29 protein-coding genes, 1 tRNA gene and 2 pseudogenes are annotated in these 26,457 nt (G+C 70.4%); 14 read left to right on the forward strand and 18 right to left on the reverse strand.

Annotated features, from left to right (window positions below; genetic code table 11):
- The first annotated feature begins 7 nt into the window (after positions 1-7).
- From kdpC to CXR04_RS34865, 3 genes are all read left to right on the forward strand, one after another.
- Complete coding sequence (gene kdpC / locus CXR04_RS16770) at positions 8-604, forward strand: potassium-transporting ATPase subunit KdpC (protein ID WP_101423225.1); 597 nt, start codon at positions 8-10, stop codon at positions 602-604.
- An 8-nt stretch (positions 605-612) separates the two neighbouring features.
- The gene (locus tag CXR04_RS16775; RefSeq protein WP_101426414.1) at positions 613-1,758 is read left to right on the forward strand and encodes a universal stress protein; all 1,146 of its coding nucleotides are present in this window, start codon (positions 613-615) and stop codon (positions 1,756-1,758) included.
- A gap of 222 nt (positions 1,759-1,980) precedes the next feature.
- The gene (locus CXR04_RS34865) at positions 1,981-2,154 is read left to right on the forward strand and encodes a hypothetical protein (RefSeq protein ID WP_159072339.1); all 174 of its coding nucleotides are present in this window, start codon (positions 1,981-1,983) and stop codon (positions 2,152-2,154) included.
- A gap of 7 nt (positions 2,155-2,161) precedes the next feature.
- Here the strand turns inward: CXR04_RS34865 and CXR04_RS16780 are convergent, their stop codons facing one another.
- Both CXR04_RS16780 and CXR04_RS16785 read right to left on the reverse strand, forming a co-directional pair.
- Positions 2,162-2,881 (reverse strand): potassium channel family protein, encoded by a 720-nt coding sequence (locus CXR04_RS16780; RefSeq protein WP_199850474.1) that lies wholly within the window; start codon positions 2,879-2,881, stop codon positions 2,162-2,164.
- Positions 2,882-2,890: 9 nt separating this feature from the next.
- Positions 2,891-4,264, reverse strand: a complete 1,374-nt coding sequence (locus CXR04_RS16785; protein ID WP_234380269.1) for a TrkH family potassium uptake protein — start codon at positions 4,262-4,264, stop codon at positions 2,891-2,893.
- Between the two features lie 244 nt (positions 4,265-4,508).
- On the opposite strand from CXR04_RS16785, the gene CXR04_RS16790 reads away from it, so the two are divergent.
- The 5 genes from CXR04_RS16790 (at position 4,509) to CXR04_RS35930 (ending at position 6,903) form a co-directional block, all read left to right on the forward strand.
- Complete coding sequence (locus CXR04_RS16790; protein ID WP_101423227.1) at positions 4,509-4,835, forward strand: PadR family transcriptional regulator; 327 nt, start codon at positions 4,509-4,511, stop codon at positions 4,833-4,835.
- Entirely contained in the window at positions 4,832-5,188 is a 357-nt protein-coding gene (locus CXR04_RS16795) for a DUF1048 domain-containing protein (protein ID WP_101423229.1), read from the forward strand. Before CXR04_RS16790 ends, CXR04_RS16795 begins: the two co-directional genes overlap by 4 nt.
- A 1-nt stretch (position 5,189) precedes the next feature.
- Positions 5,190-5,516 carry a DUF1048 domain-containing protein gene (locus CXR04_RS16800; RefSeq protein ID WP_101423231.1) on the forward strand — a complete coding sequence of 109 codons (327 nt, stop codon included), beginning with the start codon at positions 5,190-5,192 and terminating at the stop codon, positions 5,514-5,516.
- A gap of 232 nt (positions 5,517-5,748) precedes the next feature.
- Positions 5,749-5,854: transfer RNA gene (locus tag CXR04_RS34870), tRNA-Gly, on the forward strand.
- A gap of 578 nt (positions 5,855-6,432) precedes the next feature.
- On the forward strand, positions 6,433-6,903 hold the full coding sequence (locus tag CXR04_RS35930; RefSeq protein ID WP_234380270.1) for a hypothetical protein: 471 nt from the start codon (positions 6,433-6,435) through the stop codon (positions 6,901-6,903).
- Here CXR04_RS35930 and CXR04_RS16815 read toward each other — a convergent pair.
- The 3 genes from CXR04_RS16815 to CXR04_RS16825 all read right to left on the reverse strand — a co-directional run bounded on the left by CXR04_RS16815 (position 6,822) and on the right by CXR04_RS16825 (position 9,793).
- Positions 6,822-7,700, reverse strand: coding sequence for a cyclase family protein (locus CXR04_RS16815; protein ID WP_101426417.1), 879 nt, complete (start codon positions 7,698-7,700; stop codon positions 6,822-6,824). The genes CXR04_RS35930 and CXR04_RS16815 overlap by 82 nt on opposite strands.
- 73 nt (positions 7,701-7,773) lie before the next feature.
- The gene (locus CXR04_RS16820) at positions 7,774-8,754 is read right to left on the reverse strand and encodes an acetylserotonin O-methyltransferase (protein ID WP_234380271.1); all 981 of its coding nucleotides are present in this window, start codon (positions 8,752-8,754) and stop codon (positions 7,774-7,776) included.
- Positions 8,755-8,989: 235 nt separating this feature from the next.
- On the reverse strand, positions 8,990-9,793 hold the full coding sequence (locus CXR04_RS16825; protein WP_101423232.1) for an SDR family NAD(P)-dependent oxidoreductase: 804 nt from the start codon (positions 9,791-9,793) through the stop codon (positions 8,990-8,992).
- A 120-nt stretch (positions 9,794-9,913) separates the two neighbouring features.
- On the opposite strand from CXR04_RS16825, the gene CXR04_RS35935 reads away from it, so the two are divergent.
- Entirely contained in the window at positions 9,914-10,855 is a 942-nt protein-coding gene (locus tag CXR04_RS35935; protein ID WP_234380273.1) for a helix-turn-helix transcriptional regulator, read from the forward strand.
- Positions 10,856-10,873: 18 nt separating this feature from the next.
- Here CXR04_RS35935 and CXR04_RS16835 read toward each other — a convergent pair whose 3' ends face one another.
- The 3 genes from CXR04_RS16835 to CXR04_RS16845 form a co-directional block, all read right to left on the reverse strand.
- Complete coding sequence (locus tag CXR04_RS16835) at positions 10,874-11,530, reverse strand: NAD(P)H-binding protein (RefSeq protein ID WP_101423233.1); 657 nt, start codon at positions 11,528-11,530, stop codon at positions 10,874-10,876.
- Positions 11,531-11,689: 159 nt separating this feature from the next.
- Positions 11,690-12,277: a TetR/AcrR family transcriptional regulator gene (locus CXR04_RS16840; protein ID WP_101423234.1), complete on the reverse strand. Its 588-nt coding sequence runs from the start codon at positions 12,275-12,277 to the stop codon at positions 11,690-11,692.
- Between the two features lie 96 nt (positions 12,278-12,373).
- A complete protein-coding gene (locus CXR04_RS16845) occupies positions 12,374-13,210 on the reverse strand; it encodes an alpha/beta fold hydrolase (protein ID WP_101423235.1) in 837 nt (278 codons plus the stop codon).
- Between the two features lie 136 nt (positions 13,211-13,346).
- Here CXR04_RS16845 and CXR04_RS16850 point away from each other — a divergent pair, with 136 nt between their 5' ends.
- Positions 13,347-13,781: an HIT family protein gene (locus CXR04_RS16850; protein WP_101423236.1), complete on the forward strand. Its 435-nt coding sequence runs from the start codon at positions 13,347-13,349 to the stop codon at positions 13,779-13,781.
- A 278-nt stretch (positions 13,782-14,059) separates the two neighbouring features.
- Here CXR04_RS16850 and CXR04_RS35940 read toward each other — a convergent pair.
- Positions 14,060-14,215 (reverse strand): annotated as a pseudogene (locus CXR04_RS35940) (6-carboxytetrahydropterin synthase); the annotation flags it as partial.
- A 235-nt stretch (positions 14,216-14,450) separates the two neighbouring features.
- On the opposite strand from CXR04_RS35940, the gene CXR04_RS35260 reads away from it, so the two are divergent.
- Positions 14,451-14,651, forward strand: coding sequence for a hypothetical protein (locus CXR04_RS35260; RefSeq protein WP_199850697.1), 201 nt, complete (start codon positions 14,451-14,453; stop codon positions 14,649-14,651).
- 302 nt (positions 14,652-14,953) lie between these two features.
- Here the strand turns inward: CXR04_RS35260 and CXR04_RS16865 are convergent.
- The 3 genes and pseudogenes from CXR04_RS16865 to CXR04_RS16875 all read right to left on the reverse strand — a co-directional run.
- Positions 14,954-15,157, reverse strand: a pseudogene (locus tag CXR04_RS16865) (integrase core domain-containing protein); the annotation flags it as partial.
- 17 nt (positions 15,158-15,174) lie between these two features.
- A complete protein-coding gene (locus tag CXR04_RS16870) occupies positions 15,175-16,665 on the reverse strand; it encodes a hypothetical protein (RefSeq protein WP_101423238.1) in 1,491 nt (496 codons plus the stop codon).
- Positions 16,666-16,886: 221 nt separating this feature from the next.
- Positions 16,887-17,306, reverse strand: coding sequence for a TIGR03668 family PPOX class F420-dependent oxidoreductase (locus CXR04_RS16875; RefSeq protein WP_101423239.1), 420 nt, complete (start codon positions 17,304-17,306; stop codon positions 16,887-16,889).
- Positions 17,307-17,335: 29 nt separating this feature from the next.
- Between CXR04_RS16875 and CXR04_RS36450 the strand changes: the two genes are divergently transcribed.
- Positions 17,336-17,581: an SAM-dependent methyltransferase gene (locus CXR04_RS36450; RefSeq protein ID WP_101423240.1), complete on the forward strand. Its 246-nt coding sequence runs from the start codon at positions 17,336-17,338 to the stop codon at positions 17,579-17,581.
- 49 nt (positions 17,582-17,630) lie between these two features.
- Here the strand turns inward: CXR04_RS36450 and CXR04_RS16885 are convergent, their stop codons facing one another.
- The 4 genes from CXR04_RS16885 to CXR04_RS16900 form a co-directional block, all read right to left on the reverse strand.
- Positions 17,631-18,527, reverse strand: coding sequence for a hypothetical protein (locus CXR04_RS16885; protein ID WP_234380275.1), 897 nt, complete (start codon positions 18,525-18,527; stop codon positions 17,631-17,633).
- Between the two features lie 150 nt (positions 18,528-18,677).
- Positions 18,678-19,340, reverse strand: a complete 663-nt coding sequence (locus CXR04_RS16890) for a DUF1707 SHOCT-like domain-containing protein (RefSeq protein WP_101423242.1) — start codon at positions 19,338-19,340, stop codon at positions 18,678-18,680.
- 105 nt (positions 19,341-19,445) lie between these two features.
- Entirely contained in the window at positions 19,446-20,498 is a 1,053-nt protein-coding gene (locus CXR04_RS16895) for a hemolysin family protein (RefSeq protein WP_101423243.1), read from the reverse strand.
- Positions 20,495-21,841: a hemolysin family protein gene (locus CXR04_RS16900; protein ID WP_101423244.1), complete on the reverse strand. Its 1,347-nt coding sequence runs from the start codon at positions 21,839-21,841 to the stop codon at positions 20,495-20,497. The genes CXR04_RS16895 and CXR04_RS16900 overlap by 4 nt, the downstream gene beginning before the upstream one ends.
- 263 nt (positions 21,842-22,104) lie before the next feature.
- Between CXR04_RS16900 and CXR04_RS16905 the strand changes: the two genes are divergently transcribed.
- Positions 22,105-23,064: a sporulation protein gene (locus CXR04_RS16905; RefSeq protein WP_101423245.1), complete on the forward strand. Its 960-nt coding sequence runs from the start codon at positions 22,105-22,107 to the stop codon at positions 23,062-23,064.
- Positions 23,065-23,190: 126 nt separating this feature from the next.
- Here CXR04_RS16905 and CXR04_RS16910 read toward each other — a convergent pair whose 3' ends face one another.
- Both CXR04_RS16910 and CXR04_RS16915 read right to left on the reverse strand, forming a co-directional pair.
- Complete coding sequence (locus tag CXR04_RS16910) at positions 23,191-23,868, reverse strand: response regulator transcription factor (RefSeq protein ID WP_101423246.1); 678 nt, start codon at positions 23,866-23,868, stop codon at positions 23,191-23,193.
- Positions 23,859-25,067: a sensor histidine kinase gene (locus CXR04_RS16915; protein WP_234380276.1), complete on the reverse strand. Its 1,209-nt coding sequence runs from the start codon at positions 25,065-25,067 to the stop codon at positions 23,859-23,861. The genes CXR04_RS16910 and CXR04_RS16915 overlap by 10 nt, the downstream gene beginning before the upstream one ends.
- A gap of 111 nt (positions 25,068-25,178) precedes the next feature.
- On the opposite strand from CXR04_RS16915, the gene CXR04_RS16920 reads away from it, so the two are divergent.
- Positions 25,179-26,429, forward strand: coding sequence for a serine hydrolase domain-containing protein (locus tag CXR04_RS16920; RefSeq protein WP_101423247.1), 1,251 nt, complete (start codon positions 25,179-25,181; stop codon positions 26,427-26,429).
- The last annotated feature ends 28 nt before the right edge of the window (positions 26,430-26,457 follow it).

Genomic DNA, 26,457 nt, shown 5'->3' on the forward strand with positions numbered 1-26,457 from the left:
TACACGAGTGATCACCAGCTTCCTCCGACAGGCCGCGGCAGGACTGCGCGTACTACTGGCCCTGTCCGTGGTCGTCGGCGCGCTCTACCCGCTGGCCGTCTGGGCCATCGCGCATCTCGCCTTCCCCGGGCAGGCCAACGGCTCGAAGGTCACCGCCCACGGCCGTACGGTCGGCTCCTCGCTGCTCGGGCAGGACTTCACCGGCCGGCGATGGTTCCATTCCCGGCCTTCGGCGGCCGGCTCAGGAGGCGGCTACGACACACTGGCCTCCGGGGCCTCCAACCTCGGGCCGACGAACGGGAAACTCCTCACCCAGGTCCGGCAACGCCGGGCGGCAGCCGCCACCTGGAACGGGACAACCCCCTCGCGCGTACCAGCCGATGCCCTTACCGCGTCCGGCAGCGGCCTCGACCCGCACATCTCCCCGGCGTACGCCCGCCAGCAGGCAACGCGGGTGGCCACCGCCCGGGGCCTGACCGACCGGCAAGTCCATGACCTGGTCGACGGCCACATCGATGGACGAGTCCTCGGCTTCCTCGGCGAACCACGCGTCAACGTCCTGGAACTCAACCTCGCGCTGGAACGACTCGCCCGGAAGGGATGAAGACGACCATGCCGCACGGAAGCCTGCGCGTCTACCTCGGGGCCGCTCCGGGTGTGGGCAAGACGTACGACATGCTCGCCGAAGGCCGCCGCCGGGCCGACCGGGGCACGGACGTGGTCATCGGGTTCGTCGAGGACTATGGACGGGCCCTGACCCGGAAGATGGCCGAAGGGCTCGAGACCGTACCCCGCAGGACCATGACCTACCGCGGCGCCACGTTCACGGAAATGGACCCCGACGCCGTCCTGACCCGGCACCCCGAGGTCGCTCTCGTCGACGAACTCGCTCACACCAACGTCCCCGGCTCCCGTCACGAGAAGCGGTGGCAGGACATCGAAGACCTCCTTGACGCGGGCATCGACGTCATCTCGACCGTCAACATCCAGCACCTCGAATCGCTCAACGACATCGTCGAGCAGATCACCGGCATTCGCCAGCAGGAGACGGTTCCCGACGACGTCGTCCGCCGCGCCGACCAGATCGAGTTCGTCGACATGTCCGCCGAGGCACTGCGCCGCCGCATGAGCCACGGCAACATCTACCCGCCCGAGAAGGTCGAAGCCGCTCTCGCTCACTACTTCCGCGCCGGCAACCTCACCGCCCTCCGTGAGATCGCCCTGCTCTGGGCAGCCGACCGCGTCGAAGAAGCACTGATGCGCTACCGCCAGGACCACGACATCCACAAGCCCTGGCACACCCGAGAACGCCTCCTGGTCGCCCTCTCCGGCGGCCCCGAAGGCGACACCCTCATCCGCCGGGCCAAACGCATCTCCGCACGCAGTGCAGGCGGCGAGTTCCTGGCCGTCCACGTCCAGCCGAGCGACGGGCTCACCAGCGCCTCCCCGCAACTACTCGCCCGTCAGCGAGAACTGGTGGCAGAACTCGGCGGCAGCTTCCACACCGTCACCGGCGACGACCCCGCCCAGGCCATCCTCTCATTCGCCCGCAAGGTCAACGCCACCCAGATCGTCGTCGGCGCCACACGACGCAGCCGCCTCAAACGACTGATCAGCCGCGGCTTCGGTGAAGTCCTCATCGAGGGTTCGGGCGACGACATCGACGTCTACGTCGTCACCCATGCCGAAGCCGCCCACGGCCGCTGGCTGCGCCACCGCCGCACCCATACCCAGGAGAACGACACCGCCGGATCGTGATCACGCCGAACGCGGTGCTGGCCGGCCACCGCGGGTCAGGGACGTGTCAAAGGTGCCCGGGGATGCATCAGGGACCCGCTAAGGGCCCTCGTAGGTGCAACTCCTACGAGGTTGTCTACCGGTATCCGTTCTATTCGCCAGCCCTCTCGTGCCGCGAAGGTGCATCGCCATGAGTGACCCCGCCTTCGGCTACCTGGTGCCGACCTTGATCAAGGTACTCGTGTGACGGGTGATGGTCAGCAGGGCAAGGCTGCCCGTCGTGTTCTGCCCGGCCTGTGGATTGCCACGGCGGCTCTGCTCGTCACGGGCTTCGCCCTGGAGTCGGTCTGGATCTTCTCACTCGGGGCCTGGGCATTCATGGTCGCCCTGGTCACCCGGTGGTTCCTCGACCTCTGAGGGCGGCTCAGCTCATCGCCGCGAATCTCTCCACCTTCTGGGTAGGTCCGGTGATGATGATGACGTCGTCCTTCTCCACAACCGTCTCAGCCGTGGCGTACGTGAAGTCCTGGCCCGGCCGCTTGATACCGACGACCGTGACGCCGTACTCGCTGCGCACCCGGGTCTCGCCCAGCGGGAGTCCGGTGGACGCCTGCGGGGCCACCGTCTTGGCCAGCGCGAAGTCGTCGTCAAACTGGATGAAGTCCAGCAGGCGGCCGGTCACCAGGTGGGCGACGCGCTCTCCCATCTCGTGCTCCGGCAGCACCACGTGGTGAGCGCCGATGCGTTCGAGGATCTGCGCGTGCTGCCGGCTGATGGCCTTGGCCCAGATGTTAGGGACCTCGAACTCCAGAAGGTTGGAGGTGACCAGGATGGACGCCTCGATCCCGGTCCCGATGCCGACGACCACGTGCGTGAACTCGTGAATGCCGAGTTGCTGCACCGTCTGTGGATCGGTGCAGTCGGCGACCACCGCATGCGTGAGCTGGTCGCTGAAACGCTGGATGCGTCGCGAGTCGGTGTCGACGCCCAGGACGTCCCAGTCGCGGCGCATCAGCTCGTTGGCCAGAGAGCCGCCGAACCGGCCCAGGCCGATCACCGCGATGCGGTCGTCGGAGGGGAGGGCGTACTGGGCGGCGAGACGCCTGCCGCGTCGCCGGCGCAGATGGTGCAGATAGGTACTCATGACCGTCCGTCATCCAATAATCGGGCGTTCTTCGGGAAGGTGGTAGCGGCGGGTGCGCTCGCGCAGAGCCAGCGCCGAGACGAGAGTGATCGGCCCGATCCGGCCGATAAACATGAGCAGGATGAGGACCACCTGCCCGGCCCCGGGAACCTCCGCGGTGATCCCGGTGGACAGCCCGACCGTGCCGAAGGCCGAGACCACCTCGAACAGCACCCGCTCGAAGGCGGCGTCCATCATCGTCAGCAGGGTGATGGACGCCGCTATGACCAGACCGATGCCCAGCAGGGCCACGGTCAGTGCCTGCCGCAGCACGCTGGGCGCGAGCCGGCGTCCCATCGCCTCCGCGGCAGGCTCACCGCGTACCTCGGCGAGGATGGCAACGCCGAGCACGGCGAAGGTGGTCACCTTGATGCCGCCCGCGGTACCCGCGCTGCCACCGCCGATGAACATCAGCACGCAAGTCACCAGCAGCGTGGAGGACTGCAGCGCACCGGTATCGATGGCGTTGAAGCCGGCGGTGCGCGACATGGCGGAGTGGAAGAAGCCCTGCAGCAGCTTCTCCCCCGCACCGTACGGACCGAGGGTGCCCCGGTTGGACCATTCGAGGGCGAACGTCAGCACGGTGCCGGCGGCCAGGAGCACCGCCGAGGTGAGCAGGGTGAGCTTCGTGTGCAGCGACCAGTTGCGCCGCCCGGTGCGCCGACGGCGCTCACGGTGGCGCAGCACTTCCAGCAGGACCGGAAAGCCCAGGCCACCGAGGATCACGGCGGCGGCTACGGGGAGGAGGATCCAGGGGTCGTCGGAGTAACCGCTGAGGCTGTCGGCATGCAGGCCGAAGCCGGCGTTGTTGAAGGCGGAGACGGCGTGGAAGAAGCCCGAGTAGACGGACTCGCCGATACCGCGGTCGTAGCCGAACCGCAGCCGCAGCGCCAGCAGCGCACCAACGGACAGTTCCACGATCAGGGTGGTGCCGGCGACGCCGAGCAGCACCCGGCGTACGTCCCCCATGCCCAGCGACTTCGTCTCCGCCTGCGCAGTGAGCTGCAGCCGCAGCCGCAGCCGACCGGAGACCAGCAGCGCCAGCAGCGACGCCAGCGTCATGATCCCGAAACCGCCGACTTGGATCAGCGCGAGGATCACCCCCTCGCCGAAGCCGCTCCAGTGCGTGCTGGTGTCGACCACCGCCAGCCCCGTGACGCACACCGCGGAGGTGGCGGTGAACAGCGACGTGAGCAGGCCGCTGCCGGTACGGTCCTCGGCGGCCACGGGCAGCGACAGCAGCACCGCGCCGAGCATGATCACGGCTCCGAACGCCACCGCGACCAGACGGGCCGGATGCGCGGCCAGCACCGTGCGCCCGAACGCACCCAGGCGCTTCAGCACCTCGCCGCCACTCCCTCTCCTGCCACGAACGGAATCCAGCATGGTCCGCTGCCCCGTCGGCGCCACCGCAGGACTCCCGCGCACCTTAACCCGCGTGCCCGACCCGGCACCCCGATGGCGGCGAGGGGGGCGTCCCAAGGAGTAGCCGTCGACGGCGCACCTCGCCGACCTTCCCACTATTCGGTGGTACTGTATAGTGGTACTCGGTAGCACACAGTACCGAAGAAAGGGTGGTGGGCTCGCGATGGACGACCTGACGGAGATGCTGAAGGGCACGCTCGAAGGGTGCGTGCTGCAGCTCATCGGCCGTGAGGAGACCTACGGCTACGCCATCACCCGCCACCTGAACGAGCTCGGCTTCGCCGATGTCGTCGAGGGGACGGTGTACACCATCCTGCTGCGGCTGGAGCGGAACGGACTCGTCCAGGTGACGAAGCGGCCGTCCGAGGTCGGTCCGCCCCGCAAGTTCTACGCCCTCAACGACGCCGGCCGCGAGGAACTCGCGAAGTTCTGGGCAAAGTGGCAGTACGTCTCCACACGCATCGACAAGCTCAAGGAGGGCGTGAGATGAAATTCTGGGAGACCATCACAGGCAGCGATCTCACCAGGGAATGGAAAGCGTTCGAAGCCCGGGCCGAGGCCCTGCCTGACGAACACCAGGCGGCGTGGGAAGAGATCAAGAACCACCTCTTCCCCTACGGGGACTTCACCGGCCGCAACCTGATGCCGATCCTCGACACCGCCCTGGGGCTGCTCGAAGAAACAGCGGCCGACGGGCAGAGCGTCCAGGAAGTGCTCGGCGACGACATCCCGGGCTTCTGCACGGCGCTGGCCGGTGGGGAAGGGGCCCGGACCTACCGCGACCGTTGGCGCGAGCAGTTGAACAGGAACGTCGCGAGGAAATTGAGCCGGCTGGAGGGCTGACGTGAGCATTCAGGACATCATCGAGGGCAAGAAGCAGTGGCGGGCGCACATGGCCCGGGTCAAGGCGCTCCCGCCCGACTACCAGATCGTCTACAAGGAGATGCAGCGGTACCTGTTCAAGGTCGGACCGGTCGACCTGCCCGACGGTCCCCTGCTCCCGGGGATCGTCGACTTCTTCGAGGAGGGCGTCGCCGCGGGCAAGGGGGTCCTGGAAGTCGTCGGCACCGACGTCGCCGCGTTCTGCGACGACCTGGTCAAGGATTCCCGCACCTACGCCGACGACTACCAGGAGTCCCTCGGCGGGAAACCCAACAAGGCTGAGAAGTAACACCCATCGCCTCACACCAGCAGGCATAGCCCGTCCGCACGCACGCCCGGTCGCCGCAGCCCGGCGCGAATCCGCCACCAAGCCCTCGAAGCGGAGACCCTCATGGCGTTATCGACGACCTCGGTGTCGAGGTGCAGGCCCTTGCCGGTGAGGCACGGCAGCCCCGTGCCCGATGCGTGCCCGTCAAGGTGGTCATCGACGGGCAACAGCGGTCACCAGAGGCATGCCGAGTGCGGGCGAGAAAGTCGCGTTCTTACTGGTCAACCTCCTCGGATACCGTTAAGAGATCGGTGCTTCCCAAGCTCAGAGCGCGGGTTCGATTCCCGTCGCCCGCTCCAGACAGAAGGCCCAGGTCAGCGACCCGGGCCTTTCGCCTTGTCTGGACCAATTGAGAGCCGCATGACATTCGCGTACCATAAGTGCCCGAATAACGCATGGATTTGAATGCCGCAAGGCCATCGCCGTAGATATAACCGCCTCTCGTCTCACATCACGAGACGTCTTCATGTGGCCTGCGTCACACTCGCGGAAAGTCCATCATGTCGATGCAATGGCAAAGCCCGGGCCGACACAAGTCGCCCCGGGCCACCGGTAAGAGGTCAGGCTTGCTTCTCCTCCGCGGCCTCCTGCTGCGCCCCAGCCGCCTCACGATCGGCGAAGAGTGGATGAACAGTCGCTCGCGTCTGCTCGCCCCGGCCCCGCACGGCTGCCCCGCCGCGTTGCCGCAGCACGTCACGGTGCATCGCGTGGGCGATGCGCTGCTGGTGCTTGCGCTTGGAGTGCTGATAGACGAGCTGGGCCCGCTCTGTGGACTGGCCAGCGCGGACCATGAGGTCCTTGAGCTTGGCCCCGGTGTCGGCCGCGAGGGTGTTGCCGGTGTGCCGCAGGTCGTAGAAGCGAACGCGAGCCGCAGCCCGTGGCCACCGTGGTCGGCGACCGGATCGCCGTACGTCTCACCAGCATCCTCTCCGCCCGCGGCATCCCCGCCGACGCCGTACCCGAGCAGAGCAGCCCGGAGCCGATCGCGGCACTGGAACTGGCCGAGCAGCGCATCCCGCCCCGCTACCGCCGCGCCATCGCCGACCACCCCGGCATCACCGCCTGGGTCGACGACCTCACCCGCTCCGGCCGCCCAGGCCCCGGCGGCGACGTGGCCCGCGAGCTGGGCAGGATCCTCGACGCCCCGGTCACGCATCTGGACGCGGCGTTCTACGACGACAAGTGGAGATCCCCGGGTCGGCGACCTGGGGATTGTCCGTTGTCCGGGCCTCACAGGAAGATCGCGGCAGGTGCTGAACTGCGCGGTCAGAACATCGCGATGGGGTTGACCGGTACGCCGGTCAGGCCGTGGATGCGGGGCGGAGCGACGGTGAGCAGGAAGCTGTAGCGCTGGAGTTGCGTGCACAACTTCGCGAGGTCGTCGACTTGGGGCACGTCGATCAGGGGCATCGCCATCCGGCCGAGCGCCACCCCGTGCAGCGGGGAGGGTTCGTCCGGGTTCAGGGGCGGATGCGCGTCGCCCCTGTCCGGGGCGACGAGGGCGACCCCTCGACGGTGCATCCAGCGAACCGCGTCCATGCTGATTCCCGGGCTCGGTACGTCGTGGGGCCCGCGTCCCGTCCAGCCGAGTCGGACCACCAGTGCGTCACCGGAGCCCACCGTGACTCCCTGCCGCTTCTCGGCCTGTTCGAAGTCGTGTGACGTCACCGCGTAGGCCGGGGGAAGGGGGCCTTCGACGGCCAGATCGAGCAGGACCCCGCGTGTCACTATCCCGGCGGCGAAGGCAGTCGTCGACGCGTGCGTGATGCCGACGGGGGTGACGACCTGCTCCCTCGGGCGGCCTGGATAGACCTGGCCGTCGGTCGACCAGTGTGCGAGGGCGTCGAGGTGCGTCGACTTCCAGTGGTGGTGGTAGACCACCGACAGATCGGCTGCCACCGGTCCACCGGTGTGGGACACCATCTGCTGCACCGGCGACGCCTCGACCGTGTCGGGCGAGAACGGGCTGAAGAACATCGCGTTCGGCGTGATCGGCTGCGCCAGGGACACCCACTGGCCGGTCCGCGCCTCCGCGGCGGCCCTGGCGCGTACCTCGTCGGTGATGAGGTTGAGGGTGCCGAGTTCGTCGTCCGGCCCCCATCGGTCCCAGTTGTCCGGCAGGTTCGTCTCACTCGTATCGGCCATGTAGTCGGCCCCTTTCTTCATGGTGTTCTACGGGCGTTGCAAAGGCCGGTCTCCCGCGGCGGCCCGACGCCGGTCACGCACCCCACGCATCCGCGCCGGATGAGGCAGGTACGGCCTCCAGCACAGACACCAGAGAGGCGGAGGCGGACACCCTGGAGAGATGCAGGCCCGCCCGCTGGCAGAGGCACCGGAACTCGTCGACGCTCCGTTCCCGTCCGGTCGACAGAGCCATCATGTTCAGGTCCATCAGGGGCGGGAGCCCCCGCTCTCCCAGCCGGTCGACGACGAGTTCCGCGATCAGTACCCGTCCGCCGGGCGTGAGCGCGTCGCGGCAGTTCTCCAGGATGCGTACGGCGGAGTCGTCGTCCCAGTCGTGGAGGACGAACTTCAGGAGGTGTACGTCGCCGGCCGGGACCTTCTCGAAGAAGTCGCCGCCGACGAAGGTGAACCGGTCGGCCACGCCCAGTCGTTCGGCGGAGGCCATGGCGTCGGCGCCGGCGTGGGGCAGGTCGAGCACCACACCGGTCAGCTCCGGGTGGCGCAGCATGAGGGTGTGGACGAAGTTGCCGCTGGCGCCTCCGACGTCCACGGCGGTCCCGGCGTCCTTCAGGTCGATGACGTCGGCCAGTTGACGGGCCAGCCCCCGAGTCATTGCGTTCATGGAGGCGGTGAAGACCGCGGCATCCTCCGGGTGCGCGGCGAGCCAGTCGAAAAGGGGGGCGCCGAGAGTGGCCACGGTCTGCGGCGAGCCCGTGCGTATCGCCTGGGACAGGTTTCCCCAGGGCGCCCAGTGGGAGGCCGTACCGCCGTACAGTGCCAGGTCGCGTAGTGAGCCGGGCCGGCCGGCGCGCAGTGTCCGCAGCAGCGGTGTGGCGGTGAACCGCTCTCCGTCCTGGCAGGAGGCCAGCCCGAGGGGGGCGCACGCACGCAGGAACCGGAACGTCGCCTGGGGATCGAGTGACTCGGCATCCGCCACCTCCGCGGCGGTGGCTCCAGCCGGGCGCAGATGGTCGGCGATGCGCAGTTCCGCCGCGGTGCGCACGACTTGGGTCACCCAGTATCCGGTGATCATCTGCTGCCGGTTCAGCGGCCCCGGCAGGGGTGAGGGGATGTTCGAAGAGTGCCATGTCGTTCTTTCCTGGATGGGTACCGCCGCACGGGGTGACGGCGCTGCGCCGGAGGTCCATCGGCCATCGGCCGTGGCGGTGCACTCGGCGACGCCTCGGAGCCGTGGGAGGTTCGGTCGCAGCGGCCCCGCCCCTTGCAGGCGAAGCCGTGGTCACGCCGCGTCAGCGGTAGAGATCGGTCTGACCGTTCGACGCGGTCAGGCCACCATCCACGGGGATGTGCGCGCCGTTGACGTACGAGGCGCCGAAGCCGGCGAGGAACGCCACTACGGCGGCCACCTCGGTGGGGTCGCCGGGCCGGGCCATCGGTACGCGGTCGTCGAACCGCTCGCGCAGCGGCGTGCCTTCGGCGAGCGCCGCCCGGATCGCCTCGGTGCTGGCCGTCACTCCGGGGTGGACGGCATTGACCCGGATCTCCCGGCCGTGGTCGAGGGCCATCGCGTTGGTCAGGTTGACCACCGCTCCCTTGGCCGTGTTGTAGACGGCCTGCTTCCAGTCTCCGCGTACGCCGCCGACGGAGCCGATGTTGACGATGGACCCGCCGACCGCGCGCAGGTGGGGCAGGGCGGCGCGGGAAGCGAAGAACAGACCGTCGACGTTCACGCTCATCATGGCGCGGTAGTCGTCCTCGGTCGTGCTCTCCACGGTGCCCGGCAACGCAAGCCCCGCGTTGTTGACGAGGACGTCAAGATGCCCGAAGCGCTTGGCCACCCCGTCCATGAGGGCGGTGATCGCGGCCAGGTCGGAGATGTCGCCGACCCACGGGTGCATGTCGCCCCCGTCCGGGCCGCTCTCGACGGCCCTGCGCAAGGTCGATTCCGTACGCCCCACCAGTACCGTGGTGTATCCGTCGGCGGCGAAGCGGTGCGCGATGGGGACACCGAGGCCGCCGCCGGCACCGGTGATCACGGCCACGCGGCCGTGGTGGCCGTGTTCGTCGCGCTGGTGGTGGGACTGCTCGTTCACCAAGTCCTCCTGATCTCTGCCTGCTTCGCACACTAGGAAGATCACGCAAGCCTCGGCATGCACCCACGCGACAACAGGCTGGAAGATCAGCGACACATCCGGGAGGCAGACTCGTAGACCATGGACGACAAGCCCGCATCCTTCTCACTCGACTCACGCCGTGTGGCCGCCACCGGTCTGGACGACTACGCGCAGAACTGGTCCGCCCACATCGGAGACGAGTTCCCTCTCCCCACGTTCAGCGCGGCGACCGTGGCCGACTTCCGGCTGCGCTTCCGCGCCGCCAAGGTGCACGACGTGGCCGTCACCACCGTGGACGGGGTGTCGCCTGCACAAACGGCAGAGGGGCCGATTCCGGATACCGATCACGTCCGCCTGTGGCTGGTGCGTAGCGGAGCCTGGGCACTGGGCAGCAGGCGAAGCAGCGTGGAACACACCGTGGCGGCGGGAGAGTTCCTGCTGCGGCATGCCGGGGGGATACCTCACTTCTCGCTCCCCCCGCGCACGAGAGCGCGGTGCATCGTACTGCCCGCCGCCCCTTTCGCCCCGGCACTCGCCGGACGTCAGGTCGCCGGCCACGCCGACACCGCCGAGGTACGCCTCCTGATGGCGCACGCCACCATGGTGGAGGAGGTACGGCCCGATCTGAGCCCGGCCGGGGTCCGGGCCGCGCGGGACACTCTGGTCGAGTTGGTCATCGCGGTGGCACACGGCGGATTCGACGATGTGAACACGCGCCTCGCCCCGGCCCTCGCCCAGGCGGCCAAGGACCTCGCGGAGCAGCGGCTCGCCGACGCCGATCTCTCGCCGACGATGCTGGCCCGGGAACTGAACGTTTCCGTACGCACGCTTCAGCGCGCGTTCGCGGTCGGCGGGGAATCGGTGGCCGCGTACATCCGGGAGAGGCGTCTGGAGTCGGCCAGGCGGGCGCTGTCGGCGTCTCGGCTGACCGTCTCGGAGATCGCCGCGCACTGGCAGTTCGCCGACGGCAGCCACTTCAGCCGCGCTTTCAAGCGGCGCTACGGACTCACACCCACCGAGTACGCACTGCGGAACTCCTGACCACAAGGGCCCGGCCGGTCAGTTGCGGGCCTGCCGGCGGACCGCGTCGGCGATAGGTTCGGGACCTTGGGTGAGTTCGAGGATCCGGTGGTGGATCTGCGGGGTGTGAACGAGTTCGGCGAGTGTCGCCGCGACATCGTCACGGGTGATGTCGGTGTGGACCAGGGCGGGCGAGAGGTTGATCCGGCCGGTGCCCGCGTCGTCGGTGAGTGCGGCGGGGCGCAGGATGGTCCAGTCGAGGTCGGTGTCGGCCAGTTCGGCGTCCGCCCTCTTCTTGACGTCGATGTAGTGCTCGAAGGTGTCGGACCTCTCGCGGTCGCGCCAGGCTTCGGGGAAGACGGAGACGAGCAGCAGGCGGTTGATGCCGGCGCGGCGGGCCGCCTCGATGGCGGTGGTCAGGCCGGTTCCGTCAATGGCGGTGGTGGCGGCGGTGCCGCCTTCGCCGCCGGCTCCGGCGGCGAAGACCAGGACGTCGGTGCCGTGCAGCAGCTCGGCGAGGGCGGGTGCGTCGAGGCGGGTCAGGTCGCCGTGGGTGGCGTGGACACCCTCGGCGGCGAGGCGTTCGCCCTGTTCCGGACGGCGGTAGAGCCCGTCGACCCGGTCACCTGCGGCGGTCAGCAGACGGGCCAGGCGGCTCCCGACGCCGCCGGCGATGCCCACGATGAAGACCTTCATTGATCTGGCTCTCCTTGATCGGGTGCCGGCCGGAGCTGGCGCGTACGGGGTTGTCGTCTCGGGTGGCGGTGCCCCGGTTGGTGCCGCTGGTGCCGGCCGTGTGCCCGCGGGCCCCGGGCTTGCGCCGGTGGGCCCGCGGGGTCGGTGGTCTGCCGGGTGTTATGGGTGGAGGAGTCGGCGGGTGGTTGTCATCGTGGTGTCGAGTGGGCTGGTGTCCCGGTGGATTTTGGCTCTGACGCTTGCTCCGAGCCACATGTCGTACAGAACCTCTGCGGTGTCGCGGGGGGTGCCGTCGATGTTGATGGTTCCGTCGTCGAGGCCGGTGGTGATGGCTCGTTCGAGGCGGTTGATGATGGCGGTGGTGCCTTCTTTGAGGGCGAGTCGCATGGTTTCGGAGAGGTCGGAGACTTCTGCGCCGAGTTTGACGGCCAGGCATTTGCCTTGGCATGCGTCGAGGCTTTGGTTGTCGTGCCAGTTCTGCCAGTAGGCCATCAGCCGCTCGGCCGTGGTCTGGCCGGGTGCGGCCAGGATCCGGTCCATGTCGGCGAGGTAGTCGGCGAAGTAGGCGCGCATCATCGCTTCACCGAAGGCGTCTTTGGAGCCGAAGAAGTGGTAGAACGAGCCCTTCGGGACCCCGGCGGCGGTGAGGACTTCGTTGATGCCGACCGCGGAGAAGCCTTTGCGGGACATGATCTGTTGGGCGGCGTCGAGGATGCTGCGGCGGGTATCGCCTCGAACTGCTGACATGTTCACACCTTACCACCCATTAGACCAGTCGTCTCCCCGGTTGCGTGCGACAACCGCCGCACCACACCGCCGCCGCCCCGGTGCTGCCCCGGTAGGTCATCGGTCGAGGAAGTCCAGAAGGATCTCGTTGACCTCAGCGGTGTGGGTGGTCAGCAGCCCGTGCGGCGCCCCCTCGATCTCCACATACCGAGCAGCGGGCAACGCCTTCGCGAAACGACGCCCGGTAGCGTCGACGGGCAGGGTGCGATCACCTGTGCCGTGCACGATCAGCGCCGGCACATCGATCTTCGGGATATCCGCCCGGAAGTCGGTAGGCCAACTCAGCGGAGCAGCCGCCGACGCGAACGGACCCGCACCCGCGGCCACGTTCCAAGCGTTGCGCACCGCCTCCTCGCTCACCCGGGTGCCCAAGTTCTCGTCCAGGTTGAAGAAGTCGGCGTAGAAACCGGTGAAGAACGCGTACCGATCCTTCTTCACCGCCGCCGACACCCCCTCGAAGAACGACGGCGGCGCCACCCCGTCCGGATTGTCCTCGGTGATCGCCAGATACGGCTCCAACGACGCCAGGAACACTGCCTTCGCCACCCGACCCGAACCGTAAGTCGACAGGTACCGGGCCACTTCCCCCGTGCCCATCGAGAAGCCCACCAGGACCGCGTCACGCAGGTCGAGGGTCTCCATGACCGTGTTCAAGTCGGCCGCGAAGGTGTCGTAGTCGTAGCCGGTCGAAGGCTGACTGGACTTCCCGAAACCCCGCCGGTCGTAGGTGACGACCCGGTAGCCCGCCTCCAGCAGCGCCGGAACCTGCCCCTCCCACGAGTTGCCGTCCAACGGATACCCGTGGATCAGCACCACCGGCTGCCCGGCACCCTTGTCCTCGTAGTGCACCTCGATACCGACACGGTTCTCCATACCAACCTTGATACGCCCCATGATGCCTTCCCCTTCGAAGAGTTCGACGTGTGCTGCGCTCTCCAGGTACTATACGACTGGTCTACTCGCACCACAACCCCCAACCGGCGCGCACCGGACTGCCGAAGCCACCCCGTACGTCAAAGGAACTTCAGTCGTGCCCACTCTGTTTTCCCGCATCATCGCCGGCGACCTGCCCGGACGCTTCGTCTGGCAGGATCCCGAGGTCACCGCGTTCCTCACCGTCGCGCCCTTGCGGCCCGGGCACACCCTCGTCGTCCCCCGGCGCGAGATCGACCGGTGGACGGATGCCGACGGTGCCCTTCTGGTGCGGTGCATGGAGGTTGCCCAGGCCGTAGGGCAAGGGGTGCAGCGGGCCTGGGACGCTCCGCGGGCCGGCCTCGTCGTCGCGGGCTTCGAGGTGCCGCACCTGCACATCCATGTCGCTCCTGTCTGGGACATGTCCGACTTCGATTTCACCAAGGCCAAGCCGGAGGAGGATCAGTCCGCTCTGGACGACGCCGCGGCAAAACTGCGCGCCGCCCTGCTCGAACTCGGTTATGAGCAGGCCCGGGACACCGACCGCGGCTGATACTGCGCAGCCGGCTCAGGCTGATGACGGGGACTGGAGTCAGGACAGAAGCTCTCGCGTCACGGCGACCATGGCGCGCGTTGCGGCGCCCTGGGTGCGCTCCGAGGGAAGGGCGAGAGACAGCGGCCACTCCAGGTTCGCGTCGCTGACAGTCAGCGTCGCGGCGTCTCGTGCGTCCACCCGACTGGGGAGCCACTGCGGATCGACGCCGATCAAGTCAGAGTCGTCCCGCGGCGGCCCGGGACGCAGGACTGTGCGTAGAAACCTCGTTCTTCATTTCACCGCTCTGGCCGGTATTCGGCCCAGGTCTTGGGTGTCTCGGACACCCTGACCGCCTTCAGTTCAGGGAATCGCTGGATCCAGAGGTCGAAGATCCACGCGGCCAGATTCTCTGCCGACGGTGAACCCCCGTTATCTTCTTCGCGGTCCTGCAAGAGGGCCGCTGGCCTCCGGGCCCGGCATGACTGGTCCCCCCTGTCGAACGGATGACCTGGGGGGTGGTGCAACCGGGCCCGAGAGGCGCCGTTGGAGACGCTGATGAGAGGTCCGACTACCGCCTGGCCTGGTGCAACGCCCGGCCGCTTGCGGGCGGCAGGTCTGCATAACGTGGATGCGCGCACGACGCCAACGCCCAGGCCAGCACACTCGACATGCGTCCGGGAGGACGGCTTGAACGACAACGACGAGATAGGCGTCTTCCTGGGCCTGGACGTCGGCAAGAGCGCCCACCACGGGCACGTGCTGACCCCGGCCGGCGTGACGCACGACGGCCCGGCCCGTCTCGTCCACGGACGGCATCGTCTACGCGAGCGTTACGCTGGATCGCCGACCTGGGCTCGCCTTCGCAATTGCTATGTCTGGACGTACTAAACAACGACCCGGCCGTGCCCGATGCGTGCCCGTCAGGGTGGTCGTTGACGGTCAACAGCGGTCACCAGAGGCATGCCGAGCGAACACAGAAGAGTCGCGTTCTCGCTGGTGAGCGGTTCGGATGCCGTAGAGAGTCCGGTGCTTCCCAAGCTCAGAGCGCGGGTTCGATTCCCGTCGCCCGCTCCATTTCGAATCCTCAGGTAAGCGGCCTGGGGATTCTTCGTTGTCTAGACCAATTTGGAGCCATGTGCCATTCGCGTGAGGGGCCTCGCGTTCTCCGGACAGGATTCTGACTGTCTATTTCACACGACGGCTCGCAACTTCACATGCTCGGCGTGGACTTCTCGCGGAGGGCGATAGCCGACGGCTGAGTGCAGGCGTTCGCGGTTATACCAGAATTCGATGTACCGGGTGATGTCCCGCCGGGCAGCCTCGCGGGCCAAGTACGTTACTCGGGATACACGTTCGTTCTTCAGGGTGCCGAAGAACGATTCCGCCATGGCGTTGCCGGTGCCCCTCGGGTTCAGGCCCCGTTCCGTCGCCGGCGCAGCATCACCACCAGCGCCGCGGCAGCCGCCGACGTGACCGCGGCGCCCGTGCCCCATGCGGCCGGGGCCGGGCCGGAGCCGGACGCGGAGGGTGCCCCGGGGACGTCCATCCGGACGGGGGCCTGGTCGTTGGCGGGCTCGGGGTCGCGGACTCGCGCGCCGCCCTTGGGGTTCAAGAGGATCGTGGATGCGGCCACGCTCCCCGGGCGGTTGTCCTTGTTCACGATGCGCAGCGTGAAGTCGAAGAAGACCTGCTCGCCGACCGCGCCGTGGCTGGTGCACACGTACGTCTGCCCGTCGTCCTCCTTCGTGCAGTGCTGGGGGAGCATTTCTTCCTCACGCTCTGGGTCGTACGGCGCTTTCACCACCTCGGCGCCGGGTGGCACGGTGAATACGGCGCGGGTTTCCGCGGTGTCCGGTTCGGCCGGGCCGTTGTTGCGGAAGCCGATGCTGATCCGGTGCTCGGTGCCGACGGCGCCACGCACGGAGCTGCCGATGGCTTCGGCGTCGGCACCGTTGCGCACCGGCACGGCCAGGTCTGCTGGATCGAAGGTTGTGGCGAACTCGACCCCGGCGCCGTCGCCGGGGTCCTTGGCAAGGACGAGCGGAGCAGCCGTGCCACGCGTGGACCCGCCCGGCGGCAGACCGCGCCGGTACCCGGTGTGGAAGGCCCATGCGCCATACGAGAGCCGAGCGTCGAGCGCACTGCGGCGCGGCTTCAGACGCGGGTGGGGGGTTACCCGGAACGTCTCTCCCGGTGCGATCTCGACATCGGCAAACCTGCAACGCATGGCGCTGCCGCCGGCCGCGTAGCGGCAGTTGGAGTGCCGCCTGTCCAGGTCCATGGTGCCGTCCGCGTCGAGGACGATTTCCAGGCCGAGGGCCGGCACATCGCCCTCGTTGCGGATGAGGACCGGCGTGTCGAAGGACTCGCCTACGGCCTTCATGCCGACACTGCCGCCGGAGTTGACGCGCAGCTCCGGCCGCCCGGCGACCACCGTGACGCCGCCCTGGACGGCGGGCAGCCCGTCCGCCTTGAGGGAGTAGCGCAGCACTCCGGAGTCGCCGGCCCGCGCCCCGGCGGCCGGCTCGACGATCAGCTCCTGCCGGGTCCAGTCGTCGGACAGACGTATCGTGCATCTGAACTCCGGCTTGGCCGGCCGACAGCCGTCGGCTCCCCCGGTAATGTCCGCGACGCCCTCGATCCCGCTGACGTCAACGGCCAGTTCGGCCAGCGCGTCCGGTCCCGAATAATCGAACTCCAGCGGCAGCACATTCGCGCCCGCCCACGCGGTCTCAGGATGCAGGGACGCGTAGTAATACGGCGGGGTAAGGTCACGCGGCGCACGCCCGTCCGCGAACGTGGCACCAGCCCCACCCACCACCGCGGCGACGGCAGCGACAACGGCCAAGGCTAGCGTGAGCAGTCGGCGGGTCCGGCGTCTGTCTCCTCGGATGGAGGTCACGCCTGCGCAGCCTGCCGTACTCCGAACACCCGAGGGCCACGACCGGGTCACGATGCACTCACCTTGCTGTGGCAGCGGCCGCACGAATTACTGCGCGCCGAGTTGGCGCCAACATTCCCGTCGCCCGCACCAGCCAGAAGGCCCAGGTCAGCGACCCGGGCCTTTCGTGTTGTCCAGACCAATTCAGGGATCCGCGGCCTTGCCTGCCGTCAACTGGCCGCTCAGTCAGTGAACGCCCACCCGGTCCAGGTCACGACGTGGATCGCGACCACCGCACCCTGCGGGGGTGCTTCCTCGTACTGACGGTACTTCTGTTGCAGCAACTCGACGGCTGACGAGCGGCTGTCGTGGTCTGCCCAGATTTCAGCCCGTCCGTCGGCGCGGGCCCACCACAAGGATGCCCAGTCGTCGGCATAGCGATCAGCGATGACCGACACGGCAGGGTTCTCCGCGATGTTGCGCAGGCGGCGCAGTTCGGTCGTGCGCTTCGGCTTGTGATCGACGGCGAAGACGATCACATCCCCGTCGACGGCGAAGGTGATGGGCACCACGTGCGGCACACCTGCCCCGTCGGCTGTAGCCAGCCGCGCCACGGGGGAGCCGATGAAGCGATCACGAGCCTCAACCGCAGAGAGGTTCATGAGCCGAAGGTACCCACCGCGCCGGATCCGTGCAGGCAGGCAGGCTGTTACACCGGGTCCGATTCCCGTCGCCCGCTTCAGGGAGAAGGCCCAACCAGAGCAACCCGGGCCACGAGTACACCAACCGCAGCGTCGAGCAGATCGCCGCGTACGTCGACGGGCTGGAGCTGGTCGATCCCGGCGTGGTGTCGACCCCGCTGTGGCGCCCGGACCCGACGGCGGTCGGGGCACCGGAGAAGGCGGCGATCCACTGCGGCGTCGCCCGCAAGCCGTAGGCGATCGCCGCCCAGGAAGCCCCCGGCAGCCCCGTCGCCGAACGCGGCGTCAGGCTTCGCAGAGCGGGGTCGTCCGTACGTGGCCGCCGTGGTTCTCGTCGTCCGTGCCCAGGAAGGCGTCCGTGGTGCCGGGGAGGCATTCGACGGCCTCGATCTTGTAGCCCGGGTACGTCTCCAGCACCGTCGGGGATGCCAGCGTGAGCCGTACGCGGCCGGCCGGCGAGACCGTGACGCGGCCCGCGTTGCTCACCGCGGAGTCGAACGGGCCGTCGTCGCCGGCGTCCGCCGCCGAACTCGCCAGGACGCGGCCGGAGTCGGTCACCGAGATGTCGGAGATGTGGCGGGTGCCGTCGTCGGCCGGGTACGTCGCCCGGTAGTCCCGGCGGGTCACCGTGCCGAACTGCGGCTGGCCCCAGGAGGCGAAGGTCAGGGGCGCCGCGTAGACCGTGGCGGGGCGGCTCGCGCCCGCGCCGCGGTCCGCCCAGAGGGCGGCGAGTCTGCCGTTCTGCGCGACGAGCGCGAAGCTCTCGAAGTCGTCGCCCTCGCCGATGGCCGGCAGCGGGGCGTAGTCGACGACCGTCGCCGTGGAGCCGGTGACCTTCAGGCGGTAGACGATGCCCCGGCTGGCCAGCGCCAGGTACTCCCCCGGCACGCCGGGGATGGCCTCGATGGCCTCCAGGTCGGAGGGTTCCGCTCCGTCCCAGGTGAGCGGGGTGACGGCCGCGGGGCCCTCGCCGTGGGTGATCCGGGACAGACGCTGCTGCCCGGAGCGCTTGTTGTCGTGTACGACGAGGACATCCACCCCGGCTCCCGTACGGCCCTCGTACGCGGCGCCGCTCACGCCGCTGCGCGCGTCGGCGCCGACCTTCCGCCACGCGTCGTCCGCGCCGGCCGGGGCGGTGCCGGCCATCGCCAGGAGCGCGGCCGCCGCGGTGAGCCAGGCCATGCACTGCGTCGGGAGTTTCACCGGGGGCTCGCTTTCTCTGTCCGTCGGGCGCGAAGGCTCGCGCCGGGACGTCAGGTTAGGGAGCACCGGGCGAGGGAACCGCCGCCGTTACGCCACTTGCCGGAGCGCATCCCCCGGCTCACGGAAGCACTACCTGCGCAGCAGCCACTGCCCGAACGTCCGCCGCCGCGGCCGCACCACCACGCGGCCGTGGGCCTTCTGCCCGTACAGCTCCACCCGTAGCCTGACCGGCACAGCGGGATCCGCGGGCGGCCGGCGGAACACGACCTTGCTGTGCACCAACTGCAGGCCGTCGGTGTCGACCACGATGCCGGGCCCTGTGACCAGCGTGAGGGTCTTCCCCATCATGGCCACGTCGATCCGCAGGGTGTCCTGCGTGATCACCGCGTCGGTGAAGTCGAGGGTCACCTCGCAGAAGGTCACCGCGAGTTCCAGCCTGCGCGGCACCACCCAGCGCCCCACGCGCTCGATCGCGCCGCTGTGGATCTGCTCGATCCTGACGAGGTCCTTCACCTCGGTCCCGGCCGCGCCGGCACCGCCCGGCACGGGCGGCAGATCGGTGGTGAGCACGGCCAGTTCGCTGCGGGTACGGGCCGACAGGGCGGCCTCCACGCGCTGGTCCAGCTCGTCCGCGGTCAGCAGGCCCTCCCCCGCGGCGATCCGCAGCACGTCCACCACCCGGTCCCGGTCGGCGTGCGAGGCGCGCAGTTCGGGCTGCGAGCCGGGCGACCCCGGTGAGCCAGGCGTGCCCGGGCCGGAGTCCTGTCCGGTGGGCGAGATCTCTCCCGACATGCTTCCGTCCTGTTCCGTCCCGGTCCCCTCAAACGTGCGCGCGACGCGGACATCGGCGCGACCACCAGACTAGCGCTATATCGCGACACCCATCCGGCCCCGCCCTCACGCCGGTTGCCCGAGAAGCAGCCGGGCGAGGATGTCGTCGAGGGTGATCAGCCCGGTCAGCTCGCCGGTGCCGGTCCCGGTGCGGACGAGGGCGAGGGGCGCGCGGTGGCGGCGCATGCGGGTCAGCGCGGTGGCGGCGGTGTCGGAGGCGGCGACTTCGGGTACGGGCCGGGCCAGCTCCGCGGCGGTGACCTCCCGCTCGCGGTCACGGTCGCGTCCCCCCTCGCCGTCCCTCGCAACGAGGGCGGCGCGGGCGTGTACGACGCCCAGGACGCCGCCGGCCTCGTCGCGTACCAGCAGCCGGGTGCGCCCCGCGGCGCTCGCCGTCGCCAGGATGGCCTCCGGGCCGGCGCCCCCGTCCACGTAGACGATCCGCTCGGCCGGGGTCTGGAGGTCCCCGACGAGGGTGTCCGGCTCGGTCAGCGAGCGCGTCAGGATCCGGGAGTCGGCGGAGTCGATGAGGCCGAGGCGCTCGGACTCGGCGACCAGGTGGGTGAGTTGCTCCCGGTTGTGGACGGAGGTCAGCTCCTCGCGCGGCGTGACGCGGCAGAGCCGCACCAGCCCGTTGCTGACCTTGTTGAGCGCCCAGAGCGGCGGCCGTACGAGCATGACGACCCCGCGGAACGCCGGGGCGAGCAGCATGGCGGAGGTCTCGGGGTGGGCGATGGCCCAGGACTTGGGCGCCATCTCGCCGACGACCATGTGCAGGAACACCACGATGACCATCGCGAGGGCGAAGGCGATCCCGTAGCTCAGCCCGCCGGGCAGGCCCAGGTCCTCCAGCAGCGGGTCGACGGCGTGGGAGATCGCGGGCTTGGAGATCGAGCCGAGGCCGAGGGTGCAGACGGTGATGCCGAGTTGGGCGCCGGCCAGCATCAGCGACAGCTCGCGCATCCCGGCGAGCGCGGACCTGGCCCCGCGGCGCCCGTCGGCGACGGCCTGCTCCACCCGGTGCCGCTTGGCGGCCACGAGCGCGAACTCCGCGGCGACGAAGAACCCGCTGCCGATCAGCAGCAGTACGGTCACGAGGAGGGCGACGGGCAGGCTCATGCGTCCGCCCCCTTCTCTTCACCGGCGGCGGGTGCCGCAGGACGGCTTTCCAGTCGTACGCGCTCGGGCACGTGCCGTTCCAGCGCCAGCACCTCCAACTCGGCCCGGCCGCCGTCCGGCAGCTCCACGGTGACGCGCTCGCCGACGTCGGGGAAGCGCCCGAGGCGGTCGACGATCAGCCCGGCGGCCGTGTCGTAGTCCGCCTCCTCGGGCAGGGCGACACCGGTCGCCTGCTCGATCTCGTCCAGCCGGCGGCCCGCCTCGACCAGCCAGCCGGTGCCGTCCGCGACGGCGACGGGGGTGCGGTCGTCGGATTCGTCCACGATCTCCCCCACGAGTTCCTCGGCGATGTCCTCGAAGGTGGCGATCCCGGCCAGACCGCCGTGCTCGTCCAGCACCACGGCGAACTCCTCGCGCCGCTCCTGCATACGGGCCACCGCGTCCGGCAGCGGCAGGGTCTCCGGCAGCAGCAGCGGGCGGCGGGCGGCCTCCCCGGCCGTCGTACGGTCCAGGCGGTCGGCCGGCAGCGCCATCAGCTCCTCGACGCCGAGGACGCCGACGACGTCGTCGCGGTGGTCCCCGATGACGGGGTACGCGGAGTGCCCGCGGCCGGCGATCAGCCGGACCGCCTCGCGTGCCGGGTCGCGGGCCGCCACGTACGCCACGTCGGCCGCCGGCACCATCGCCTCGGCCAGCGTGCGCTCGGAGAAGCCCAGCGCGTGGTCCAGCAGCTCGGCGTGCTCGCGCGGCAGGTGCCCGTACTCGTGGGACTCGCCGATCAGATGGCTCAGCTCCTCCAGGGACGCGCCGTGGTGCAACTCCTCGACGGGCTCGATGCCGACGCGGCGCAGCAGCCGGTTCGCGGCGCCGTCGAAGATCCGTACCACCGGCTGCGCCACCTTCAGATACGCCAGCGTGGAGGCGCCGAGCGCCTTGGCGAGGCGGTTGGGGACCGCGAGCGCGAGGTTCTTCGGTGCCAGCTCTCCGATGACCATCTGCAGCACGGTGGCCAGCACGAACGCCAGGGCCACGGAGATCCCGGACACGGCGCCGTCCGGTACGCCGATGCCGTTCAGCACCGGTTCCAGCAGCTCGGACATGGCGGGCTCGGCGAGGAAGCCGACGACGAGGCCGGTGACGGTGATGCCCAGTTGGGCCCCGGACAGCATGAACGACAGCCGCCCCAGCACCTCGACGGCCCGGACGGCGCGCCTGTCGCCGGCCTCGGCCTCCCGGGCCAGCGCCAGCCGGTCGGCGGCGACGTAGGCGAACTCCTGGGCCACGAAGTACCCCGTGCCGAGGGTGAGGACGACCACCGCGGCGAGGGCGAACCAGGCGCTCATCGGTCACCGCCCGGGACAGGTCCGTCTGCGGACACGTGGGAATGGAAGTGGCCCTGTTCGGGAGGTTCGCCCATGGGGGGACCGCTGCTCCTCGGTAGTTCGTCGCCGGCCGCCCGTCGCCCCGCTCCGTGCGAGTCGTCGGATCGAGTGGATCTGGCCGAATGCCGATGTCGTGGACACCAGAGTAAAGGGATAGTAAATCCGGGCGGCGATCCCCTCGCCCGCCACCTCATTAGGACAGACGACGAAGGAGACGACACCGCATGGTGTTCAAGCGACTGCTCGGCGCGATCGGCGTGGGCGCGCCCAGCGTGGACACGGTCCTGGAGGGCGGCGCGGTGCTGCCCGGCGGCACCCTGGGCGGCCGGGTGCTGCTGCGCGGCGGCAGCGCCGCGGCCGACATCGAGCAGATCACCCTGGAGCTCGTCGCCCGCGTCGAGGCCGAAGGCGACGACGGCGAGCACGAGGGAACGGTGTCCTTCGGCCGCTTCCCCGTCGGCGGTTCCTTCCGCCTCGGCGAGGAGGAGGACCACGAAGTGCCGTTCTCCCTGGTCCTGCCGTGGGAGACCCCGATCACCGAGTTGCACGGCCAGTCCCTCGGGCTGCCGCTGGGCGTACGTACGGAACTGGCCGTCGCCGGCGCCAGGGACGCCGGCGACCTGGACCCGCTGGCGGTCCGCCCGCTGCCCGTCCAGGAAGCGGTCCTGGAGGCTTTCGGCCAACTCGGCTTCGCCTTCACCTCCGCCGACCTCGAACTCGGCCACATCCCCGGCACCGGCCAGCAGCTCCCCTTCTACCAGGAGATCGAGCTGGCCCCCGGCCCGCAGTTCGCCCACGCGATGCAGGAGGTCGAGGTCACGTTCCTCGCCTCGCCCGGCGGCATGGAGGTCGTCCTCGAAGCCGACAAGCGCGGCGGGATGTTCTCCGCGGGTCACGACGCGCTCGCCCGCTTCACGGTCGGCCACCACGACGTCGCGCAGGTCGACTGGACCGCCGAGGTGGACGCCTGGGTCAGGCAGGTGGCGGAGCACCGCGGCTCCCCGCCGGGCTCGTACGGCCACGGGGGACACCACTACGAGGAGGACCACGGCCGCCGCGGCCCGGGGATGGGCACGGTCGCCGTAGCGGCAGCCGGCGGCCTCGCGGCAGGTGTGGTGGGCGGCATGGTCGCCGCGGAGGTCGTCGACGAAATCGGCGACGCCTTCGAGGACGAGGAGGAGTAACCCGCCCCCGCCCGCCGCGGTCCGGCGGCGGGCGGACGGCCCCGGGGGGCCCGCCCCGGAGGGCCCGCCCGGGGGGCCCGTACCCGCCCGCGCGCATCGCCGCGGCGGCCTCCCGGGCCTGCCGCGTCACGTTTCGAGCGTAGCCCGCTCCCCGTCCAGGGCCCGTTGCCTGCGCAGGTGGGCCAGGACGGCGCGGACGCGGCGGTGGCCGCTGTCGCCGGGGGCCAGGCCGAGTTTGAGGAAGACGTTGCCGATGTGCTTGTGCACGGCGTTGGCGGTGATGACGAGCCGCCGGGCGATGGTCGCGTTGTCGTGGCCCTCGGCCATGAGCGCGAGGACTTCGCGCTCCCGTGCCGTGAGGGCGCCGACGGGGTCGCCGCGCGCGGCGAGGAGCTGGGCGACGACCTCGGGGTCCATGGCCGTGCCGCCGCCGGCCACCCGGCGGAGCGCGTCGGTGAACTCCGCGACGCGGCTGACGCGGTCCTTGAGCAGGTACCCGATGCCGCCGCGGGTGTCGGCGAGGAGGCGGCCCGCGTAGTCCTGCTCCACGTACTGCGACAGGACCAGGACGGGCAGCGCCGGATGGTCGCGGCGGGCGCGTACCGCGGCCCGGATGCCCTCGTCGCGGAAGGTCGGGGGCAGGCGTACGTCCACGATGGTGACGTCGGGGCGGTGGGTGCCGACGGCGGCGAGGAAGCCGCGGGCGTCGGCCGCGACGGCGGCGACCTCGAAGCCCTGGGAGTCGAGCAGCAGTTCCAGCCCGGACGAGAGCAGGACGTTGTCCTCGGCGATCACTACGCGCACGGCAGCTCCACGGTGACGACGGTCGGCCCGCCCGGCGGGCTGCTGATGTCCAGCGAGCCGTCCAGGGCGGCGGCCCGGCGGCGCATGCCGTCGAGGCCGGAGCCGCGGGCGGCGTCGGCGCCGCCGGCCCCGTCGTCGGCGATCACCGTACGCAGCAGCGCGGCTTGGCGCGTGACGCGTACCGACGCGCGGGAGGCGCCGCTGTGCCGGGCGACGTTCGCCAGCGCCTCGGTGACGGCGAAGTACGCGACCGCCTCGACCGCCGCCGGGACCTCGCCGAGCGGGCCGGTCTCGACGCGGGTCGGCACCCCAGCCCTGGTGGCCAGCGTCCTGAGCGCGCCGGGCAGTCCCTGGTCGGCCAGCACCGGCGGGTAGATGGTGCGGATGACGGAGCGCAGCTCGGTCATCGCGTCCTCGGTCTCGGCGTGCGCCTGCCGCACCAGCAGGGCGGCCCCGGCGGGGTCGGCCGCGAAGCGCTCCCCCGCCACGGCGAGCCGCATCGCGATGGCCACGAGCCGCGCCTGGGTGCCGTCGTGCAGGTCCCGTTCGATGCGGCGGAGTTCGGCGCTGTGCGCCTGGAGCACGTCCGTACGGGTCCGGGTCAGCTCCGTGACGCGTTCGACCAGGTGTTCCGCGGGCGAGGGCGCCAGGACCGCGAGACAGCAGCGGGCGTGCGCGCGGGCGAGCGGCGGGAGGGCGGCCGCGGCCAGGGCCGCCAGGCCCACGACGTTCAGCAGGCCGTGCGGCAGCGCGGTGCCCCAGTCGGTGAGGTGCACGCTCATCAGGGGCAGCCACGGCGGCGAGGGAAAGGCCCACCACAGCACCGTGATCACCGGGGTGAGGAACAGGGCGCCCAGGAGGAGCAGGGCGAGGCCGCCCGCGGGCAGGCCCGTGCCGACCTGGGTCACGAGCCACCTCAGGTTGCGGACGGCGGCGCGGGAGTGCGGCTCGACGGGCTGCCCCAGCAGCGCCCCGGCGCGCCGTCGGTGCCGCTCCGCCCGGCGCTGCGCACGCGACGGAACGCAGAGCAGCGGCGCGGCGGCGAGGGTCGCCACGGCCGTGGCGAGGGTGTGCAGCAGGTAGCGGCCGGCGCGCCACGCGGCGGTGCAGCGGGCGCTGACGGCGCGCAGGAGGACGGGCGCGGCGGGCGCGCGGGGTGCCTGCCCGCCGGCGTACGGGGAGAGTGTCGGAGACCGCACACGCGTCACCGTAGGTACCGGGCAGCCCCGCAAGCACTACAGCTAGCCGTACCTTTCCTTCGGCAGTCCGGGGTAGCGACCGGCGGCCCGCCGCGTTCCTACCGTGCGGACATGGATTCCACCCGCCAGAAGACGACAGCGCGGCGGCGCCGCATCGGCGGACGACGGTGGCCGGCGGTCGCCGCGGCCGTCCTCGTCGCCGCCTGCGCGGCCGGCGCCGTACCACTGCCCGCCGACGCACACGAAGACGCACGCGACGACGCACACCGAACGACCAGGCCCGGCTACGGCCGCGACGAGCTGCGCCGCGACACCGACGCCCTCCGGGCCCTGGGCATCACCGGCGTCCAGGCCCGCGTGACCGCCGGACCCGGCCGGAACCTGGTCGCCACCAGCGGCGTCGCCGACGTGGGTACGCACCGGCCGGTGCCCCGCAACGGCTACTTCCGGATGGCCAGCACCGGCAAGGCGCTCGTCGCCACCGTGGTCCTGCAACTGGCCGGCGAGGGCAAACTGTCGCTCGACGACACGGTCGACCGCAGGCTGCCCGGCCTGGTGGCCGGCAACGGCAACGACGGCCGCCTGATCACCGTCCGCCATCTCCTCCAGCACACCGCCGGCCTCCACGACGACCTCCCCGGCTTCGCCACCCCGCGGGAGTACTACGAGCACCGGTACGACACCTACACCCCCCGGCAGGTCGTCGCCCGCGCGATGAAGCACCGCCCGGACTTCCCGCCCGGCACCGGGTGGGGCTACTCCAACACCGGCTACGTACTGCTCGACATGATCATCGAGAAGGTCACGGGCCGCCCGTGGCACGAGGAGGTCGAGGCCAGGATCCTGGCACCGCTCGGGATGGACCGCACCTACCTGCCGGGCGGCACGCCCACCCCGCGCAGCCCGCACGCCCGTGCGTACCAGGTCTTCCCGTCCGGCGAACGCGTGGACGTCACGAAGGTGCTCGTCCCCGACCCCGGCGGCTACGTCTCCACCACCGCGGACGTCAACCGCTTCCTCCGGGCGCTGCTCGGGGGCGGGTTGCTGCCGCGGGCGCGGCTGGCCGAGATGCGGGAGACGGTCCCGGTCGGCGAGGAGCTGGCGGAGTTCTGGCCGGGCGGGCGCTACGGCCTCGGCCTCGTCGAACGCCCGCTGTCCTGCGGCGGCAGCTACTGGGGCCACGGCGGCGGCGAAGCCGGCTACATCACCGTGAACGGCGCCACCGGCGACGGCCGTCGGGCCGTCACCGTCTCGATGTCCGCCGCGCTGGGGGACTCACACGACAGCATGCTCCGGCAGGAGCGGGTCGCGGGCGAACTCGTCGACCGCGCGCTGTGCGACACCGGCGGCAGGGGGCAGTAGCGTCCGCCCAGGGGGGCGGCGTCCCGGG

The organism is Streptomyces sp. CMB-StM0423 (assembly GCF_002847285.1).
Lineage (GTDB): Bacteria > Actinomycetota > Actinomycetes > Streptomycetales > Streptomycetaceae > Streptomyces.